Annotated in this window: 19 protein-coding genes; 16 read left to right on the top strand and 3 right to left on the bottom strand. The window is 56.8% G+C overall.

Features of this window, described 5'->3' with window-relative positions; translation table 11 throughout:
* Positions 1 to 14: 14 nt before the first annotated feature.
* The 3 genes from malM (at position 15) to ubiA (ending at position 2526) form a co-directional block, all read left to right on the top strand.
* A complete protein-coding gene (gene malM, locus EH164_RS20805; RefSeq protein WP_124970662.1) occupies positions 15 to 962 on the top strand; it encodes a maltose operon protein MalM in 948 nt (315 codons plus the stop codon).
* A 181-nt stretch (positions 963 to 1143) separates the two neighbouring features.
* Complete coding sequence (gene ubiC / locus EH164_RS20800) at positions 1144 to 1641, top strand: chorismate lyase (protein WP_023478465.1); 498 nt, start codon at positions 1144 to 1146, stop codon at positions 1639 to 1641.
* A 12-nt stretch (positions 1642 to 1653) separates the two neighbouring features.
* A complete protein-coding gene (gene ubiA, locus EH164_RS20795) occupies positions 1654 to 2526 on the top strand; it encodes a 4-hydroxybenzoate octaprenyltransferase (protein WP_124970659.1) in 873 nt (290 codons plus the stop codon).
* Between the two features lie 349 nt (positions 2527 to 2875).
* Here ubiA and plsB read toward each other — a convergent pair whose 3' ends face one another.
* Positions 2876 to 5296, bottom strand: coding sequence for a glycerol-3-phosphate 1-O-acyltransferase PlsB (plsB, locus tag EH164_RS20790; RefSeq protein WP_023478464.1), 2421 nt, complete (start codon positions 5294 to 5296; stop codon positions 2876 to 2878).
* 132 nt (positions 5297 to 5428) lie between these two features.
* Here plsB and EH164_RS20785 point away from each other — a divergent pair, with 132 nt between their 5' ends.
* The 4 genes from EH164_RS20785 (at position 5429) to EH164_RS20770 (ending at position 8273) form a co-directional block, all read left to right on the top strand.
* Positions 5429 to 5797: a diacylglycerol kinase gene (locus EH164_RS20785; protein WP_124970656.1), complete on the top strand. Its 369-nt coding sequence runs from the start codon at positions 5429 to 5431 to the stop codon at positions 5795 to 5797.
* Between the two features lie 108 nt (positions 5798 to 5905).
* Entirely contained in the window at positions 5906 to 6520 is a 615-nt protein-coding gene (gene lexA, locus EH164_RS20780; protein ID WP_023478391.1) for a transcriptional repressor LexA, read from the top strand.
* Positions 6521 to 6595: 75 nt separating this feature from the next.
* Positions 6596 to 7930: an MATE family efflux transporter DinF gene (gene dinF, locus EH164_RS20775; protein ID WP_124970653.1), complete on the top strand. Its 1335-nt coding sequence runs from the start codon at positions 6596 to 6598 to the stop codon at positions 7928 to 7930.
* Positions 7931 to 8063: 133 nt separating this feature from the next.
* Positions 8064 to 8273: a CsbD family protein gene (locus EH164_RS20770; protein ID WP_023478538.1), complete on the top strand. Its 210-nt coding sequence runs from the start codon at positions 8064 to 8066 to the stop codon at positions 8271 to 8273.
* A gap of 349 nt (positions 8274 to 8622) precedes the next feature.
* Here EH164_RS20770 and zur read toward each other — a convergent pair whose 3' ends face one another.
* Positions 8623 to 9138, bottom strand: a complete 516-nt coding sequence (gene zur / locus EH164_RS20765) for a zinc uptake transcriptional repressor Zur (RefSeq protein ID WP_023478461.1) — start codon at positions 9136 to 9138, stop codon at positions 8623 to 8625.
* 331 nt (positions 9139 to 9469) lie between these two features.
* Here zur and traF point away from each other — a divergent pair, with 331 nt between their 5' ends.
* Both traF and dusA read left to right on the top strand, forming a co-directional pair.
* A complete protein-coding gene (gene traF, locus EH164_RS20760; protein ID WP_124971640.1) occupies positions 9470 to 10735 on the top strand; it encodes a conjugal transfer protein TraF in 1266 nt (421 codons plus the stop codon).
* 82 nt (positions 10736 to 10817) lie between these two features.
* Positions 10818 to 11816: a tRNA dihydrouridine(20/20a) synthase DusA gene (gene dusA, locus EH164_RS20755; RefSeq protein ID WP_124970650.1), complete on the top strand. Its 999-nt coding sequence runs from the start codon at positions 10818 to 10820 to the stop codon at positions 11814 to 11816.
* A 228-nt stretch (positions 11817 to 12044) separates the two neighbouring features.
* Here dusA and EH164_RS20750 read toward each other — a convergent pair whose 3' ends face one another.
* On the bottom strand, positions 12045 to 13028 hold the full coding sequence (locus EH164_RS20750) for a quinone oxidoreductase (RefSeq protein ID WP_023478370.1): 984 nt from the start codon (positions 13026 to 13028) through the stop codon (positions 12045 to 12047).
* 61 nt (positions 13029 to 13089) lie between these two features.
* Here EH164_RS20750 and dnaB point away from each other — a divergent pair, with 61 nt between their 5' ends.
* The 7 genes from dnaB (at position 13090) to EH164_RS20715 (ending at position 19917) form a co-directional block, all read left to right on the top strand.
* On the top strand, positions 13090 to 14496 hold the full coding sequence (dnaB, locus tag EH164_RS20745) for a replicative DNA helicase (RefSeq protein ID WP_023478500.1): 1407 nt from the start codon (positions 13090 to 13092) through the stop codon (positions 14494 to 14496).
* Between the two features lie 81 nt (positions 14497 to 14577).
* Positions 14578 to 15657: an alanine racemase gene (gene alr, locus EH164_RS20740; RefSeq protein WP_124970647.1), complete on the top strand. Its 1080-nt coding sequence runs from the start codon at positions 14578 to 14580 to the stop codon at positions 15655 to 15657.
* Positions 15658 to 15669: 12 nt separating this feature from the next.
* The gene (pnuC, locus tag EH164_RS20735) at positions 15670 to 16227 is read left to right on the top strand and encodes a nicotinamide riboside transporter PnuC (RefSeq protein WP_206430685.1); all 558 of its coding nucleotides are present in this window, start codon (positions 15670 to 15672) and stop codon (positions 16225 to 16227) included.
* Entirely contained in the window at positions 16224 to 17228 is a 1005-nt protein-coding gene (locus EH164_RS20730; protein ID WP_124970644.1) for an AAA family ATPase, read from the top strand. Before pnuC ends, EH164_RS20730 begins: the two co-directional genes overlap by 4 nt.
* Positions 17229 to 17323: 95 nt before the next feature.
* Positions 17324 to 18517, top strand: a complete 1194-nt coding sequence (tyrB, locus tag EH164_RS20725; protein ID WP_124970640.1) for an aromatic amino acid transaminase — start codon at positions 17324 to 17326, stop codon at positions 18515 to 18517.
* A 174-nt stretch (positions 18518 to 18691) separates the two neighbouring features.
* Complete coding sequence (aphA, locus tag EH164_RS20720; RefSeq protein ID WP_124970636.1) at positions 18692 to 19402, top strand: acid phosphatase AphA; 711 nt, start codon at positions 18692 to 18694, stop codon at positions 19400 to 19402.
* A gap of 98 nt (positions 19403 to 19500) precedes the next feature.
* Positions 19501 to 19917 carry a secondary thiamine-phosphate synthase enzyme YjbQ gene (locus tag EH164_RS20715; RefSeq protein WP_124970633.1) on the top strand — a complete coding sequence of 139 codons (417 nt, stop codon included), beginning with the start codon at positions 19501 to 19503 and terminating at the stop codon, positions 19915 to 19917.
* Positions 19918 to 19920: the final 3 nt, after the last annotated feature.

The raw sequence follows: 19920 nt of genomic DNA, 5'->3' as shown, positions 1-19920 counted from the left end.
TGAAGGTGATAACAATGAAAATGAAAAAAAGTCTCATCGCCCTGTCCCTCTCCGTCGGTTTACTGGCGAGCGTACCGGGTATCACGCTGGCTGATGTCAATATCGTGCCGCAAAATACCGCCGCTGCGCCCGCGATCCCAACCTCAGCTTTACAGCAGCTTAACTGGACGCCTGCCGATACCAGTAATACCCAGTCGGTACAGCTCTCTACTGGCGGGCAGCATCTTAATGTTGCCGGTATTACCGGCCCGGTTGCCGCCTTTAGCGTACCGGCAAACATCGGCGAGCTGACCCTGACACTTACCAGCGAAGTTAATAAAGAGAGCGGTGTTTTCGCGCCAAATGTGCTGGTTTTCGATCAAAACATGGCACCTGCGGCCTACTTTCCCGGTAGCTACTTTACCTATCAGGAGCCGGGCGTGATGAGCGCCGATCGGCTGGAAGGGGTAATGCGGCTGACGCCCGCGCTGGGCCAGCAGAAACTCTACATTCTGGTCTTTACCACGCAGAGCGATCTGCAAAAAACCACAACCCTGCTCGATCCTGCTAAAGCCTATGCCAAAGGCGTGGGCAACGCGGTTCCTTCGATTCCCGACCCCATTGCCCGCCATATCACCGATGGCGTGGTTAAGCTGAAAGTGAAAAACAGCAGCAGCTCAAGCATCCTGGTTGGCCCGCTGTTTGGCTCCTCGGCACCGAGTGCGGTGACGGTCGGCAACACCGCCGCACCAGCCTATAACACGCAGCCTGCACCAGCGCCGGTGGCTGAACCGGCTCCGGCGCCTGCCGCGAAAAGCGAGCCGATGCTCAATGATACCGAGAGCTACTTTAACCGGGCGATCAAACAGGCGGCTGAGAAGGGTGATATCGATAAGGCCCTGAAATTATTGAATGAAGCGGAGCGTCTCGGGTCGAAAACTGCCCGTGCCACTTTTATCAGCAGTGTAAAAGGCAAGGGGTAAACTCTCCCCACGTTGTTGATACTTGCAGTAACTGGTGCGTCGCCAGACGCACCTTTTTTTCCGCCGTGCGGGCGCGCTGTTGCGTAACTGTTGCACGGATGAAAAGCGAATAAACTTTCCCGCCACTCACTCATCGGTTCTGCGATACACTACTGCGACGTTATGTACCGGAGAGTATGGCATGTCACATCCTGCGCTTACGCAATTGCGTGCGCTGCGCTACCTGGACGCAATCCCCGCGCTGGAACCGCAACTGCTCGAGTGGCTGTTGCTGGAAGATTCCATGACCAAACGTTTTGAACAACAGGGCAAAAAGGTCACGGTTACGCTAATCCGCGAGGGGTTTGTCACGCCTGATGAGATCGCCGAAGAGCGCGATCATCTGCCCGATGAAGCCCGTTACTGGCTGCGGGAAATCCTGCTCTGCGCCGACGGCGAGCCGTGGCTTGCCGGTCGCACCGTGGTGCCCGAGTCAACCCTGAGCGGCCCGGAACTGGCGCTACAGAAGCTGGGGAATACGCCGCTGGGGCGATATCTTTTCACCTCTTCTACACTTACGCGTGACTTTATTGATATTGGACGCCACGAGCAGTTATGGGGGCGGCGTTCCCGCCTGCGTCTCGGCGGAAAACCGCTGATGTTGACCGAACTGTTTCTGCCCGCGTCACCGCTGTACTAAGAGGAACTGAAAATGGAGTGGAGTCTCACGCCAACTAAACTGTTGGCCTTTCATCGGCTGATGCGTACGGACAAACCGATTGGTGCGCTGTTACTGCTGTGGCCGACGCTGTGGGCGCTGTGGGTGGCAACACCGGGCGTACCGCCGCTGTGGATTTTGTTAGTGTTTGTCGCTGGCGTCTGGCTGATGCGCGCGGCTGGCTGCGTAGTGAATGATTACGCGGATCGTAAATTTGACGGGCATGTAAAGCGCACCGCGAATCGTCCATTACCGAGCGGCGCGGTGACGGAAAATGAGGCGCGCGGGCTGTTTATCATCCTTGTGCTGCTGGCTTTTGCGCTGGTGCTTACCCTCAATTTGATGACCATTCTGCTCTCGGTCGCGGCGCTGGGCCTGGCCTGGATCTATCCGTTTATGAAGCGCTATACGCATCTGCCGCAGGTGGTGCTGGGCGCGGCGTTTGGCTGGTCGATACCGATGGCGTTTGCCGCTGTGAGCGAGTCCGTGCCGCTGAGCTGCTGGATTATGTTCTTCGCCAACATCCTGTGGGCGGTGGCCTATGACACCGAATATGCGATGGTCGATCGCGACGATGATGTGAAGATTGGTATCAAGTCGACGGCGATCCTGTTTGGACGCCACGACAAGCTGATTATCGGCATTTTGCAGGTGCTGGTGATGGCGATGATGGCGGCAGTTGGCTGGTTGAACGGGCTGGGGTGGATCTATTACGCCACCGTGCTGATCGCCGGGGCGCTGTTTGTCTATCAGCAGGTGTTGATTGCAGGCCGCGAGCGCGATGCCTGTTTTAAAGCCTTTCTGAATAATAACTACGTTGGTCTGGTGCTGTTTCTGGGGTTGGCGGTGAGTTATCTACACGTATAACGCGGGTTTGTCGGGGTTGCGCGCGTCGTTGCTGCGCTCGTGCAATGAATTGACGGGTTCGGGCGCTGAGTTGCCGGATGGCGGCTGCGCCTTATCCGGCCTACGGGTTCGGAGCCGCTGAAACCGCCCAGGCCGGATAAGCGTTAACGCACCATCCGGCTGTTACCATACGGTTTCAGCGTTATTACGTAGGCCGGATAAGCGTTTACGCGCCATCCGGCAATGACCATACAGTTCCAGCGTTACCCCGTAGGCCGGATAGGCGTTTACGCGCCATCCGGCAATGAGCATACCCTTCAGCATTACCACCCAGGCCGGATAAGCGTTTACGCGCCATCCGGCACTTCCGTCACTCCGCTTGCGTCGCGCTCTCAATCGTTAAACGCACATCCGATGTCATCAGCTCCGCCAGCATCTGGTAAACGCCAAGCGTGCGCGCCGGATCGGCGTCGCCGGTATCGCTGATATAACCCTCGTCGCGCAGCGTCAGCACCAGCGTGCTGAAGACCGCTTTATCGAAGAACTCCGGCGCGTTGATGCCATGCAGCACCGACAGGCGCTGCGCCAGCGTACGGCTCTCTTTCTCCAGCGTACTGCGGTTCATCGCCGGGTTGGCGCTCAGCAGCCAGAAGGTGATGGCATAACGCTGCAACGTCTCGCGCGCGCCTGCGGCCAGCAGTTGCAGAGTGCGTGAGTGTGCCGGATTGATGCTGAGAAGATCCTCTTTCAGGGTAATCAGCCCCTGGCGCACCAGCTCCTGAATCAGCTTATCCAGCACCTCTGCCAGCTCTGCGTTTTCCCAGCGCAGGAACAGCTCGGCTTTAAGCATCGGGTAGAGAAGCTCAACGTGACGCAGAATTTCGCCGCGTGAGATCGCGCGATGCTGAGTGACAATCGCCGCGATCAGCGACGGCAGCATCAGCATGTGCGCAATGTTGTTGCGGTAATAGGTCATCAGCACCGCCTGCTCGCGCGGCAGGATGATGATATCGCCGATGGTGTCCTTCTCGACCTCAAACTTGTTCATCTGCAGCGCGTGAGCAATAAGCTCGGCAGCGCTGGCGGATGGTGCGGTAGAGTCCGGCGAGTAGGGCACATTGCGCATCAGCTCGAGGTAGCAGTTAAGCTGCTCGGTCAGCTGCTCGCGCGTCAGCGAGCGCTGGCGCGAAGCCAGAAGCGCCGTACAGCAGAGGTTCATGGCGTTCGCCGCCCCGGCGTTATTGATGCGAACCATCAGATCTGCAGCGATGCTGTTAACCGTCGGCGTCAGCCATGCCGGGCGGATCGCTTCAATCGGATCGATCGATTCACGCCACTCCGGCACATGATGGTTCAGGTAGTTCATCAGCGGGATCGGCTCGCCGAAGTTCACATAGCCCTGACCGAGGTTACGCAGCTTGCTGAGGCCGCGCAGCATCTGCAGCAGGCTCTCTTTCTCTTTCGTCGCACCGCGCAGCTCTTTGGCGTAGGTGCCGACTTCCATCACATGCTCATAGCCGATATAGATAGGCACCAGCGTGATTGGGCGTGTGCCGCCGCGCAGCATTGCCTGGATAGTCATCGACAGGGTACCGGTTTTCGGATCGAGCAGACGCCCGGTACGCGAGCGACCGCCCTCAACGAAATACTCTACCGAATAACCACGGCTGAAGAGCTCGCCCAGATATTCACGGAACACCGTCGAATAAAGCTTGTTGCCTTTAAAGGTACGGCGAATAAAGAAGGCGCCAAGACGGCGGAAAATCGGGCCGGCGGGCCAGAAGTTGAGGTTGATCCCGGCCGCAATATGCGGCGGCACCAGACCCTGGTGGTAAAGCACGTAGGAGAGCAGCAGGTAGTCCATGTGGCTGCGGTGGCAGGGCACATAAACAATTTCATGGCCTTCGTGCGCCAGCTGGCGTACGCGCTCAGCGTTGTGCACGTTGATCCCCTGATAGAGCCGGTTCCACGTAAAGCCGAGGATACGGTCGGTCAGGCGAATCATCTCGTAGGAGAAGTTAGCGGCAATCTCTTCCATCAGCGCGATAGCGTTCTGCTGCGCCTTATCGTGGGAGATCTTTTTGCTGCGCGCTTCATCTTCCACCGCACGGGCAATCGCTTTAGACGACAGCAGCTTATTGAAGAGATCCTGGCGCGCCGGCAGACGCGGGCCAACGGCGGCCAGACGCTGACGGGCGAAGTGCATACGCGCCACGCGCGCCAGTTTCTGCGCGATGATCTTATCCGTGCCGTGTTCAGTCGCCATGCGGCGCAGCGAAACCGGCGGGGAGAAGCGCACAAAGCTGTCGCGGCCAAGCCACGACACAGCGAAGAATTTCTGTACACCGTTGAGCATGCGCAACGGCGGGTTGATTTCACCCTTTTCACGCCCTGGCGAGCGGCCAAACATCACCGATACCGGCACCATCTGCACATCCAGATCGGGATGGCTGCGGTGCAAATCCAGGTAGTCGTGGAAGAGTTTGATCGACTCTTCTTTCGGCGTGTAATAGGTGAATACGCGCGGGCCGCCGTGAATAAATACGTAGCGTGGCAGCAGCGCGCCATCGATCTCCAGCGGTTCGAGGGGATCGGGTAATTCATGCGCCAGGCACTGCTCGCGCAAGGTCATTAAGTCTGCCTTTGAGTTATAAGGCAGCACGTACATAATAGGACGTGATGTATCGAGCCCCAGTTCCTGTGCAGGTTCTGCGGGGATCGATTTACTTTTTACCAGCACGCTTAATGGTAAGTTCAGTAATTTGTAGTAAATTCGTGGCCAGCCGGACATAAAGGGTGTAAAGCCTCTGGTTATTAATAGTGCCATTGCGCCGCAAGAATATCAGAAAGCACGCATAATTTCTGTGGTACCGCTGCGTGTACCACTACTCATTGACGCTTAATAGTTAAAAAGGTTCTTTTCATGGCCAATAATACCACCGGTTTTACCCGGATCATTAAAGCCGCAGGATATTCGTGGAAAGGCGTCCGCGCAGCCTGGATTAATGAAGCTGCATTTCGCCAGGAGGGCGTCGCCGTTGTTCTGGCTATTATTATTGCTGCATTTTTGGATATTGATGTCATTACTCGCGTCCTGCTTATTGGCTCGGTCACGCTGGTGATGGTTGTTGAAATCCTCAACAGCGCTATCGAAGCGGTTGTGGACCGTATTGGCCCTGAGTTCCATGAGCTTTCCGGCCGGGCAAAAGATATGGGCTCGGCAGCGGTGCTGATGACAATCTTACTGGCGCTCTTTACCTGGATCTCGCTTCTTTGGTCACATTTTCGATAGCGTTTCCATAATTCTATAACACTCTGGATTTTTGCTTAAATGTGGTTTCAAAATCGCCGTTGACTGTATATACTCACAGCATAACTGTATATACACCCAGGGGGCGGGATGAAAGCATTAACGGCCAGGCAGCAAGAGGTGTTCGATCTGATTCGCGATCGCATCACCCAAACCGGTATGCCACCGACGCGTGCGGAAATCGCACAGCAATTGGGGTTCCGTTCCCCAAATGCAGCCGAAGAACACCTTAAAGCGCTGGCGCGCAAAGGGGTGATCGAAATCGTATCTGGTGCATCGCGCGGTCTTCGCTTGCTGCTTGAAGAAGAGAACGATATCGGTCTGCCGCTGATTGGTCGCGTCGCTGCGGGTGAGCCGCTGCTGGCACAGCAGCATATCGAAAGCCACTATCAGGTCGATCCGAATCTCTTTAAACCGCATGCGGACTTCCTGCTGCGCGTTAGCGGGATGTCGATGAAAGATATCGGTATTATGGACGGCGATCTGCTGGCGGTGCATAAAACCCAGGATGCGCGTAACGGCCAGGTGATCGTCGCCCGTATCGAAGATGAAGTGACGGTGAAGCGCCTGAAAAAACATGGCAATACCGTTGAGCTGCTGGCAGAAAACAGCGACTTTTCCCCGATTGTGGTCGATCTGCGTAAGCAGAACTTCACCATTGAAGGGCTGGCAGTCGGCGTGATCCGTAACGGTGAATGGCTGTAACGCCTCTTTTCTCTGCTGTGGCGCCCCGTTTAGCGCCGCAGCGCCACGCTTCTCCTCTTTAACGACGCTTACGCTATGCCGCTGTTAACCGCATCCGACAAAGCTTTGTGGCGGCTTGCGCTGCCGATGATTTTATCCAATATCACCGTTCCCCTGCTGGGCTTGGTTGATACGGCGGTGATTGGTCATCTGGATAGCCCCGTCTACCTTGGCGGCGTGGCGATTGGCGCAACGGCAACCAGCTTCCTCTTTATGCTGCTGCTGTTTCTGCGTATGAGCACCACCGGGCTGACCGCCCAGGCATTTGGTGCGAAAAATCCTTCTGCACTCTCACGTGCGCTCGTCCAGCCTCTGCTGCTGGCGCTCGGCGCAGGGGTTGTCATTGCGCTGTTACGCACGCCGCTTATCGACCTGGCGCTGCATATTACCGGCGGCAGTGAGGCGGTGCTGGAGCAGGCGCGACGCTTTCTTGCCATTCGCTGGCTCAGTGCACCCGCCTCGCTGGGCAATATGGTGCTGCTTGGCTGGCTGCTCGGCGTGCAGTATGCCCGTGCACCGGTGATACTGCTGGTGGTCGGCAACCTCTTCAATATCGTTCTCGATCTCTGGCTGGTGATGGGCCTGCATATGAATGTGCAGGGCGCTGCGCTCGCCACCGTTATCGCGGAATATGTCACCTTCTTTATCGGCCTGCTGATGGTGTGGCAGGTTTTACGCCGACAGGCTATCTCTCTTTCGATGCTGAAATCCGCCTGGCGCGGCGGCGTTCGCCGCTTGCTGGCGCTCAATCGCGATATCATGCTGCGCTCGCTGCTGCTGCAACTCTGCTTTGGCTCCATCACCGTGCTGGGCGCGCGTCTCGGCAGCGAAACGGTCGCCGCCAACGCGGTGCTGATGATGTTCCTCACCTTTACCGCCTACGCGCTGGACGGCTTTGCCTATGCCGTCGAAGCCCACTCTGGTCAGGCTTACGGCGCGCGCGATGGCAGCCAGCTGCTGCACGTCTGGCGCGCGGCCTGCAGGCAGGCAGGGCTTGTGGCGCTCGCCTTTGCCCTTGTCTACACGCTGGCGGGCAGCACGATTATTGCGCTGTTGACCTCCATTCCTGAACTGCAGGCGGTTGCCGGGCACTATCTCATCTGGCAGGTGATACTGCCGCTGGTGGGAGTATGGTGCTATTTGCTCGACGGCATGTTTGTGGGGGCGACGCGCGCAGCTGAAATGCGTAACAGTATGGCGGTTGCCGCTGCCGGTTTTGGTCTGACTCTGCTGACGGTGCCGTGGCTTGGCAACCACGGTTTATGGCTCTCTCTGGGCGTTTTCCTTGCGCTGCGTGGTATCACGCTGGCGCTAATCTGGCGTCATCACTGGCGCAACGGCAGCTGGTTTGCCAATGCCGACAATGCATGAGGATCTGCGGCTTCGTCTGGCGTGTATGGTTAAAGATTCCGAATAAAAAACCAAACGCCGAATCCTTATCTACAATAATTAATACGTTCAGCACGCAAGAACGTCATTTTAACCGAACGATAAGGAGTCAATTATGAACAAAGACGAAGTCGGCGGTAACTGGAAACAGTTTAAAGGCACTGTTAAAGAGAAATGGGGCAAATTGACCGATGACGACATGACCGTCATTGAAGGTAAACGTGACCAGCTGGTAGGTAAAATCCAGGAACGTTACGGTTACGCGAAAGACGAAGCGGAGAAGGAAGTTACGGATTGGGAAACTCGTAACGAATACCGCTGGTAGCCAACACTTCCCCCTCAAGTGTATTAACCCTCACAGGCTACCCTGCCCGTAGGTACAAGGATGTACCTCCCTACTCACCCTTATCTTCCATGTTTTATCTGCAATCCCTTCATCTTTCACGTTTTATCCGCGTTGGCTGCTCTTGCTCACATGGGTCACATACTTATCTATGCTCCCAATCCCTTCATCTTTCACGTTTTATCTGCGTTGGCTGCTCTTGCTCACATGAGTCACATACTTTCGTATGCTCCCCATGATTCGCGCGTTTGCCGCCTTGCTAAAACGCGAAATCTTTTGGGATTGCCTTGTACCTTGTAAAAGAGAAACAGAAACACAAAAGTAAAAATCTCTAACGTGGTTTCTTCTTCACCTGCAGGCTGTGATCGTGCTGGCAATGGTCGTGATGACGGCAGGCTTCGACTTCCACGCAGGCCGCGCATAAACCGTGGGCTTCAATCACGTTATGGCGCAGGGCAAAGCCCATCTTCGCCGCCAGGGCGTGCATGATATCTTCCACCCCTTCCGCCTGCTCCTCTTTAACCGCACCGCAGCGGTCGCAGATAAACATCGCAGAGGTATGCGTCGGTTGATCGAAGAGATGGCACAGCACATAGCTGTTCGTGGACTCCACCTTATGCACAAAACCCTGCTCGAGCAGAAAATCGAGCGCGCGATAAACCGTGGGCGGCTTGGCCTGGGGTTCGCTTTCCCGCAGCAGGTCTAGCAGATCGTAGGCGCTGATGGCGCTCTTTTGCAGGCTCAGCAAACGTAAAACTTCCAGACGCTGTGGAGTCAGGCGCACGTTGCGCTGCGCGCACAGCTTTTCAGCCTGCACTAACATCTCTTGCGAAGTGGTCTTATCCATAGGCGCTCTCGGGTTGGTGAAAAGATGAAGCTTCACACTTTACCATGTCCTGCCTGAAACGCCGAGACCGCCAACTTTAAACACACTTTCGGAACTTTCCTTCCCGAAACGGTTTTCCTCTTCTATAAATAGTGAGTGCCATCACTATAAATATGAACCGGCCGCCCTGGAGCGTTCGGAAGAGGTAGTGCCTTTTTCTACTGTTATTCACAGCAATATAAATTCCTGTTTGTGCGCAAACTAACAGGCTTAAATACTCATCTGGCTACGAGAACATACTGTGAAAATAAATGCGAAACTTTCGGTGGTCGCCATTGCTGTCTCCTTTTTTATGGCAAATCAGGCGGGAGCAGCCAATACATGGGCAGAAGCGCGTAACGATGCAATGGGTGGAACGGGCGTCGCATCGGCAAACTATGGCAGTGGAGCACTGATCAACCCGGCGTTGCTGGCGAAGGGGCAACCGGAAGATGATGTCACCGTTATTCTGCCAAGCGTACAGGCACAAATTTCAGATAAGGACAATCTGCGCGACGAAATTGATTACATCAATGACAAAGTCGATCAGTATAAAAATGTCGTCAATAATCTGACGCCGATAGAGATTATTACCAACCCGTTTGGCACCATCGATCAATTCCAGAATGCGGCCAAAGATTTGGGTGACGAGCTGGTTAAGCTGCGTGGCAAAACCGCGCAGGCAAAAGCGGCAGCCGGTATTGCCGTCAGCATCCCTAACGATGTGCTCTCTGCGGCTTTCGTCACCAAAGCCTACGCCCACGCACGCGTTAGCTCCAATATCGATCAGCAGGATATTGATTACCTGCGCAGCATTCAGAACAGCGATGCCGTTGCGGTGCGTGAAGCGCTGGGCGCGGCGCTGTCGCCAAACGGCAGCGATGAGATCACCCGTAACCTGAACTCCACCGCTTCCGGGCGTGGCGCAATTGTTACCGACTTTGGCGTGGCGCTGGCACACCAGTTTGACGCAGGCGGCATTCCGCTCTCCGTTGGCGTAACGCCGAAGCTGCAAAAAGTGTGGGTCTACAACTACACGGCGTCGATTTATGACTACGACAGCGATGACTGGAACAGCAGCCGCTACCGCCGCGATGACACCGGCTTCAACGTTGACGTTGGCCTCGCCGCTGACCTCAATGAAAACGTGACGCTCGGTTTGACCGGTCAGAACCTGATCTCGCGTAACATCGACACTCAGGACGCCATCATCCGTAACGGCAGAACAGGCGAAGTGCGTAACTACAAAGATACCTACCAGATTAGCCCGATCGTCACCGCCGGTGCCGCCTGGCATAACGAGCTGGTAACGCTGAGTGCTGACGGCGATCTGACTGAAACCAAAGGCTTTAAGAGCGAGAAAAACTCGCAGTATGTCGGCGTCGGGGCAGAAGTGCGTCCGCTTAACTGGCTGGCAGTGCGTGCCGGTTATCGCGCTGATGTGAAAGGCGATGATAAAGATGTCTTCACCGCTGGTGTTGGCTTCTCGCCGTTCAACCGCGTTCATCTCGATCTGATGGGGCTGGTGGGCGAAGACGAAACCTGGGGTGCCGGTGCGCAGCTTAGCCTGACATTCTAAGGATTAACCGGAGGCGCTGCGCCTCCGGTTTTGCCTGTGCTATAGTAGCGCCCCTTTTTCTTTTGATGTTCAAATAATCGCCATGCTGCCAGAAAAACCGTCCTCAACATTTCCCGCTCATCGCTTCTCGATTGCCCCGATGCTCGACTGGACGGACAGGCACTGCCGTTACTTCCTGCGTCTGCTGTCGCGCCACACGCTGCTCTATACCGAGATGGTGACCACCGGGGCGATTATTCACGGCAAAGGCGATTACCTGGCGTACAGCGAGGAGGAGCATCCGGTGGCGTTGCAGCTAGGCGGCAGCGATCCCGCGCAGCTGGCTCACTGTGCGAAGCTTGCTGAAGCGCGCGGCTATGATGAAATCAACCTCAACGTCGGCTGCCCTTCTGACCGCGTGCAGAATGGCCGTTTCGGTGCCTGTCTGATGGGCGAAGCGCAGCTGGTCGCTGACTGCATTAAAGCGATGCGCGATGTCGTCTCCATTCCGGTGACGGTCAAAACCCGTATCGGCATTGACGAGCAGGACAGCTACGAATTTCTCTGCGACTTTATTGGCACCGTAGCCGGTAAAGGCGAGTGTGAAAGCTTCACGATCCACGCCCGCAAAGCCTGGCTTTCTGGCCTCAGCCCGAAAGAGAACCGCGAAATTCCGCCGCTCGATTACCCGCGCGTCTATCAGCTGAAACGCGACTTCCCGCACCTGACGATGTCGATCAACGGCGGTATCAAATCGCTGGAAGAGGCGAAAGCGCATCTTGAACATATGGATGGCGTGATGGTCGGGCGCGAAGTCTATCAAAACCCTGGCATCCTCGCGGCGGTGGACAGAGAGATTTTCGGCGTCGACACGCCGGATGCCGACCCGGTGGCAGTAGTGCGCGCAATGTACCCCTATATTGAGCGCGAACTGAGCCAGGGGGCCTATCTCGGCCATATCACTCGCCATATGCTGGGCCTGTTCCAGGGCGTGCCGGGCGCGCGTCAGTGGCGTCGCTACCTGAGTGAAAATGCGCACAAAGCGGGAGCGGATATCAATGTGGTGGAACACGCCCTCAATCTGGTGGCGTCGAAACGCTAAGGCGTGCAGATTTATTGCGCAATCGTGGGATCGGTTACGAAAGGAGTGAGCGCTTCGTCACATCCTTGAAACATTTCCCCGTGCAGTCCGGTGAAGCAAATAGGATTTAGCGCGTAAATCTGTCACTATTCCGGCGTAACGAATTCATCGCGCTGTACCCTACAATACAGCCGAACAAAAAAAGAAAGGGCTTCCTGCGGGAAGCCCTAATTCTTTCTGCACAATCACTTACGGAATCAGCAGGCTCGATCCCTGGGTCGCCCGGCTCTCCAGCGCTTCATGGGCGCGCTGCGCATCGGCGAGCGCAAACTTCTGGCTCTCAGCCACCTCCACTTTGATTACGCCGCTGGCGATCAGCGAGAAGAGTTCATTGCTCGCTTCCTGCAACTCTTCGCGCGTGGTGATGTAACCGTTCAGCGAAGGGCGGGTGGCATAGAGCGATCCCTTCTGGTTGAGAATGCCCAGATTGACGCCGGTCACCGGCCCGGAGGAGTTGCCAAAGCTGACCATCAGGCCGCGGCGGCGCAGACAGTCGAGGGAGGTTTCCCAGGTATCTTTACCAACGGAGTCGTACACCACACTCACTTTTTTACCGCCGGTCAGCTCTTTCACCCGCTCAACCACGCTCTCTTCGCTGTAGTTGATCACCTGCCAGGCACCTGCCTGCTGGGCGCGCTGTGCTTTTTGCGCCGAGCCAACGGTGCCAATCAGTTTCGCGCCGAGCGCTTTTGCCCACTGACAGGCGATCAGGCCAACGCCGCCCGCCGCAGCGTGAAACAGGAACATCTCATTGGGCTTCACTTCATAGGTTTTGCGCAGCAGATAGAAGACGGTCAGCCCTTTCAGGAAGGAGGCGGCGGCTTGTTCAAAGGAGATGGCGTTGGGCAGGACGGCGACTTTATCGGCAGGCACATTGTGCACGGAGCTGTATGCGCCCAGCCCCGATTGAGCGTAAACCACGCGGTCGCCAACTTTCACCTCCGTGACGCCAGACCCCACTTTACTGACCACCCCGGCGGCTTCGGTTCCCAGCCCGCTTGGCAGGCCCGGCGGCGGATAGAGACCGCTGCGAATGTAGGTGTCGATATAGTTAATGCCGATGGCTTTGTTTTCGACCTGCACCTCATTTTCTGCCGGATCGACGGGCGTAAACTCCACAGCCTTTAAGACTTCAGGGCCACCGTGCTGTTGAAACTCGATTCTTGTCGCCATGCTTCCTCCTGATCTGTGATAATCTCTCAACCCATTCATTACCCGGATAACTCCATTCACTATGGCAGGAAATAAACCCTTCAACAAACAGACTGAGCCCCGCGACCACAAGCTTGAGGGGATGAAAGTGCCTCCGCATTCGATCGAAGCGGAGCAGTCGGTGTTGGGCGGTTTAATGCTGGATAATGAGCGCTGGGACGACGTCGCTGAGCGCGTCGTTTCCGAGGATTTTTACACTCGCCAGCATCGCCATATCTTTACGGAAATGCACCGCCTGCAGGAGATGGGCAAACCCATCGACCTGATTACCCTTGCTGAATCGCTGGAGCAACAGGGCCAGCTCGATATTGTCGGCGGCTTCGCTTATCTCGCTGAACTGTCAAAAAATACGCCAAGTGCGGCGAACATCAGCGCGTACGCCGATATCGTGCGTGAACGTGCGGTAGTGCGCGAAATGATCGCGGTGGCGAATGAGATTGCCAATGCCGGTTTCGATCCGCAGGGCCGCAGCAGTGAAGATCTGCTCGATCTGGCCGAGTCCCGCGTATTTAAAATCGCCGAAAGCCGCGCCAACAAAGATGAAGGGCCGAAGAACATCGCCGATGTGCTTGAGGCGACGGTGGCGCGTATTGAGCTGCTGTTCCAGCAGCCCCATGATGGCGTGACCGGCGTAAACACCGGCTATGACGATCTGAACAAAAAGACCGCCGGTTTACAGCCGTCGGATCTGATTATTGTCGCGGCGCGTCCCTCGATGGGTAAAACGACGTTTGCGATGAACCTCGTCGAAAATGCGGCTATGTTGCAGGATAAGCCGGTGCTTATCTTCAGCCTTGAGATGCCCTCCGAGCAGATTATGATGCGTTCACTCGCGTCGCTGTCGCGCGTCGATCAGACCCGCATTCGTACCGGGCAGCTCGATGATGAGGACTGGGCGCGCATCTCCGGCACGATGGGCATTCTGCTGGAAAAACGTAATATCTATATCGATGACTCCTCCGGCCTGACGCCGACGGAAGTGCGCTCTCGTGCGCGGCGAATCGCCCGCGAGCATGGCGGCATTGGCCTGATTATGATCGACTACCTCCAGCTGATGCGCGTGCCGTCGCTGTCGGATAACCGTACGCTGGAAATTGCCGAGATCTCCCGCTCGCTGAAAGCGCTGGCGAAAGAGTTGCAGGTGCCGGTGGTGGCGCTGTCGCAGCTTAACCGCTCGCTGGAGCAGCGCGCCGATAAGCGCCCGGTCAACTCCGACCTGCGTGAATCGGGCTCTATCGAACAGGATGCCGACTTAATCATGTTTATCTACCGTGATGAGGTTTATCACGAAAACAGCGACTTAAAAGGCATCGCTGAAATCATTATTGGTAAGCAGCGTAACGGCCCTATCGGCACGGTACGTCTGACATTCAATGGGCAGTGGTCACGCTTCGATAACTATGCCGGGCCACAATACGACGACGAATAACGTTTCGTTACTCTTCGCGCCGCAGGTGCCTTCAACGCACCTGCCCACGAACGATCGACAAAATTGTTTTTGAGGAAAAACATGCAAGCGGCAACCGTAGTAGTTAACCGCCGCGCTCTGCGACACAATCTGCAACGCCTGCGCGAACTGGCTCCCGCCAGCCGACTGGTTGCGGTCGTGAAAGCGAACGCTTATGGACACGGTCTTCTCGAGACCGCGCGAACGCTCCCCGATGCCGATGCTTTCGGCGTCTCCCGTCTTGAAGAGGCCCTGCAACTGCGCGCAGGGGGCATTACTCAACCGATTCTGTTACTCGAAGGCTTCTTTGCCGCCAGCGATTTAACGTTGGTGGCTGAACATCAGCTGCATACGGTGATCCACAGCGTTGAACAGCTTGAAGCCCTGGAAGCCGCCACCCTGAGCGCGCCGGTGGATGTCTGGATGAAGCTCGACACCGGCATGCATCGCCTTGGCGTACACCCGCACGAAGCGGAAGCCTTCTACGCCCGCCTCAGCCAGTGCAAAAATGTGCGCCAGCCGGTGAACATCGTCAGCCACTTTGCCCGTGCCGATGAGCCCGACTGCGGCGCGACCGAGCGCCAGCTCGATCTCTTTACCACCTTTACCGAAGGCAAGCCGGGCATGCGCTCGATTGCCGCCTCGGGCGGTACGCTGCTGTGGCCGCAATCCCACTTCGACTGGGTACGCCCCGGCATCATTCTCTACGGCGTTTCGCCGCTCGACCATAAACCGTGGGGCAGCGATTTTGGCTTCCAGCCAGTAATGACGCTCACTTCGCAGCTGATTGCCGTGCGCCAGCATGCGGCAGGTGAACCGGTCGGCTATGGCGGCACCTGGCAGAGCGCGCGCGACACCCGTTTAGGCGTGGTGGCGATGGGCTATGGCGACGGTTATCCGCGCGCAGCGCCCTCCGGCACGCCGGTGCTGGTTAACGGCCGCGAAGTGCCGATTGTTGGGCGTGTGGCGATGGATATGATTTGCGTCGATCTGGGGCCAGAAGCGCAGGACAAACCCGGCGATCGCGTGGTGCTATGGGGGGAAGGTTTACCCGTCGAGCGCATCGCGCAGGCAACAAATGTGAGTGCTTACGAACTTATTACGCGCCTGACCTCAAGGGCGACCCTTATCTACATCGACTAAAAGGAACGCCCCGTGTCGCCGATGGAAATCGCCGCCTGCCTGGCTTACGCCCTCTCCGTGTGGCTTGCCGCGCGCAACAATGTGCATACGTGGTGGACGGGCATTATCGGCTGCGTGCTCTACGGCTGGGTCTTCTACTCTGTGCAGCTTTACGCGGATGTCACCCTGCAACTCTTCTTTATCGTCAGCAGCATTGCCGGCTGGATCAACTGGCTGAGGGGCAATCACGGACAGCAACTGGCGGTGCGCAAAACGCCGCTGCAACATATTGCTTTCCTGCTGGTGGGGGCGCTGATTGTCGCGGGCGGTTATGCCTGGCTGCTGCACCGTTTTACCAACGCCTGGTCGCCGTGGCTGGACTCGGCGATTATGGTCTTCAGCATTCTCGCGCAGTTTATGCTGATGGGGCGGCGGCTGGAGAGTTGGTACTTCTGGCTGCTGGTCAACACTATCGCCGTGCCGCTCTATGCCGCGCGCGATCTGTGGCTGACCGCCGGGCTTTACCTGATCTTCTGGTGTAATGCCTGGCACGGGCTTTACCAGTGGCGCAAGGCGCTGGTTAAGCCATGAAACCCTTCGCCAGTGGGCTGATTGTTGGTAAATTCGCGCCGCTGCACTGCGGTCATGAACGGTTAATCAACACCGCGCTGGCGCAGTGCGAACGCCTGTGGCTCATCAGCTACTCCGTGCCAGAACTGCCCGGCTGCGAGCCGGAGAAGCGCGAACGCTGGCTGCGGGCGCGGTTTCCCCAGTGTGAGATCCTTGTTCTGACACTGGCGCGCGTGGCGGAGTTGGGTTTAGGCCCGTTACCGCATAACGACGCCGATGGCGATCTGCATCGTCACTATGTTGCGGATATCTGTTTGCAGGTTTTGGGCTGCCATCCTGACGCGGTCTTCACGGCGGAGGAGTATGGCGACGGCTTCGCCCGCGTGCTGAGCGAACGTTTTTCCCGCCCGGTGACTCATGTGCGGCTGACGCGCGGGCAAGGTGAGGATGCGCCATCCGGGACGCTGATCCGCAGCGATGTCCACCGCTGGCGGCAGATGCTGGCCGCGCCCGTCTATCACGATTTTGTTCAGCGTATCTGCCTGCTCGGCGGTGAATCGACGGGCAAAAGCACCCTCAGCGCCGCGCTGGCAGAGGCGCTGGGAACGGCGTATGTGGCGGAGTATGGCCGCGAGCGCTGGGAAGAACAGGGTGGCGAGCTGGTGTATGACGATATGCTGGCGATTGCACAAACTCAGGTGCAACGGGAAGAGAGCACGCCCGCGGTGCGCTGGCTGGTGTGCGATACCTCGCCGCTGACCACGCTCTTTTATACGCTGACGATGTTTGGCGAAGCGCCTGCCGCGCTCTACGCGCTGGCGCAGCGGCACTATCATCTGGTGGTGTTGTGCGAGGATGATTTTCCGTTTGTGCAGGATGGCACCCGCCAGGATGAAACCTTCCGCCAGCGCCAGCAAGCCTGGTATCTCGAACAGTTGACCGAACGCGGCGTGCCGTTTATTCGCGTCAGCGGGTCGGTGGCTGAGCGCATCGCACAAGTGCGCGCAGTGCTGAGCTGTTAATCCTTATTTCGTTTCCGCTTTACTGCCCCCTCGACCTTGCCTGACTTCCGGTTTATTGTGGTGTTTCGCCCACTGTAAACCTGGAGAATACACGCGTGTTTCAGAAAGTTGACGCCTATGCCGGCGACCCGATCCTCTCATTGATGGAGCGGTTCAAAGAGGATCCCCGCAGCGACAAAGTTAACCTCAGCATCGGGCTCTATTACGACGAAGAGAGCACTATCCCGCGTTTGCAGGCGGTGGCGGAAGCCGAAGCGCGCCTCAACGCGCAGCCGCATGGCGCGTCGCTCTATCTGCCGATGGAAGGCCTTAACAGCTACCGTCACGCCATTGCGCCGCTGCTGTTTGGTGCCGGGCATGTGGTTCTTGAGCAGCAGCGTGTCGCCACCATCCAGACGCTCGGCGGCTCCGGCGCGCTGAAAGTCGGCGCAGATTTTCTGAAACGTTACTTCCCCAACTCCGGCGTCTGGGTCAGCGATCCGACCTGGGAAAACCACATCGCGATTTTTGAAGGCGCAGGCTTCGAGGTTGCTACTTACCCGTGGTATGACAACGAAACCAACGGCGTGCGTTTCGCGGCATTCCTCGAAAAATTAAACAGCTTGCCTGCGCAGAGCATTGTTCTGCTGCATCCGTGCTGCCATAACCCGACCGGTGCCGACTTAACGCCTGCGCAGTGGGATGAGGTGGTAGAGGTGCTGAAAGCGCGCACGCTGATCCCGTTCCTTGATATCGCTTATCAGGGCTTCGGCGCGGGGATGGAAGAGGATGCCTATGCGATCCGTGCGATTGCCCACGCCGGGCTGCCTGCACTGGTCAGCAACTCCTTTTCAAAAATCTTCTCCCTCTACGGTGAACGCGTTGGCGGGCTTTCGGTGGTGTGTGAAGATGCCGATGCCGCCGGGCGCGTGCTCGGTCAGCTAAAAGCGACGGTGCGCCGCAACTACTCCAGCCCGCCGAATTTCGGTGCGCAGCTGGTGGCGACGGTGCTGAACGATGCCGGGCTAAAAGCGTCGTGGCTGGCGGAAGTGGAAGCGATGCGCACTCGCATTAAGGCAATGCGTCAGACGCTGGTTGATGCACTGAATGAGGCGATGCCGACAGGGGATTTCTCCTACCTGCTCAAGCAGCGCGGTATGTTTAGTTATACCGGGCTGAGTGCTGCGCAGGTGGATCGTCTGCGCGAAGAGTTTGGCATTTATCTCGTTTCCAGTGGCCGCATCTGCGTCGCCGGGCTTAATAACCGCAACGTTCACCGCGTGGCACAAGCCTTCGCAGCAGTGATGTAAGTATTCACTTACTTCTCTCTTCACCCTCTGCAAACCGGCAGAGGGTGACCCACCAAAGCTGGCGGATTTCCCAGAAAAAACTTTGTTTCACCTCGCCCTGCGGTTATGGTCACTCAGGTTTAAGACTATTCACCTCTTTTATAAAAAACAAAGCACTGATAAGCAGGGAAAATTATGCAAAAGTTCAGACACGCGCTCGGCGCGCTCTGCCTGTGGGCGGCCTTCAGCAGCGCGGCGGTTTACGCCTCTGCGCCGACGCCGGTTACAACGGGCACTAACGTTGCAAAACTCTCTGAGCAGGCGGCGGTACACTGGGTTTCCGTGGCGCAAATCGAAAGTTCGCTGGTTGAACGCCCGCCGATGGCGGTAGGGTTTGATATCGACGATACCGTGCTCTTCTCCAGCCCCGGCTTCTGGCGCGGTAAGAAAACCTGGTCTCCGGATAGCGATGCCTATCTGCACAACCCGGAATTCTGGGAAAAGATGAATAACGGCTGGGATGAGTTCAGCATTCCCAAAGAGGTCGCGCGTCAGCTGATCGCCATGCACGTTAAACGCGGCGACACGATTTTCTTTATCACCGGCCGCAGCCAGACCAAAACCGAGACGGTGAGCAAAACTTTGCAGGATGATTTTCATATCCCTGCTGCCAATATGAATCCGGTGATTTTTGCCGGCGATCAGCCGGGGCAGAACAACAAAGTGCAGTGGCTGAAGGATAAAAAGATCCGCATCTATTACGGCGACTCTGACGGTGACATCACCGCCGCGCGCGAAAGCGAAGCACGCCCGATCCGCGTCCTGCGCGCCGCGAACTCAACCTACCAACCGTTGCCGCAGGCCGGTGCGTTTGGTGAAGAGGTGATTGTCGACTCTGATTACTAATCGATCGCCCTTTTTTAGAGAAAAAAAGGGCGTCGGGTTTCCCCTTTTGGCGACATGCTGCACACTTACAGAGGTTCATTTTTGATAAGGAGCAGTTTATGTGGCATCAACAGACGCTTACGCTTAGCCAGAAATCGCGCGGCTTTCACCTGGTCACCGATGAGGTGATCGGGCAGATTACTGCGCTTAAGAGCGTGAAAACCGGTTTGTTGCACCTGCTGCTTCAGCACACGTCCGCTTCTCTCACCCTTAATGAAAATTGCGATCCCACGGTGCGCCAGGATATGGAGCGCCACTTTTTACGTGCTGTGCCGGACAATACGCCCTATGAGCATGATTATGAAGGGCCGGATGATATGCCTGCGCATATCAAATCATCGACGCTTGGCGTGTCGCTGATGCTGCCCGTGCAGAATGGGCGCGTATTACTGGGGACATGGCAGGGGATCTGGCTGGGAGAGCATCGCATCCACGGCGGTTCGCGGCGGATTATCGCGACACTACAAGGGGAATAAACG

Source organism: Kosakonia sp. CCTCC M2018092 (assembly GCF_003864115.1).
GTDB classification, from domain to species: Bacteria; Pseudomonadota; Gammaproteobacteria; order Enterobacterales; family Enterobacteriaceae; genus Kosakonia; species Kosakonia cowanii.
The sequence above is the reverse complement of the archived record's forward strand: the minus strand, read 5'-3'. Positions and strand labels throughout refer to the sequence as shown.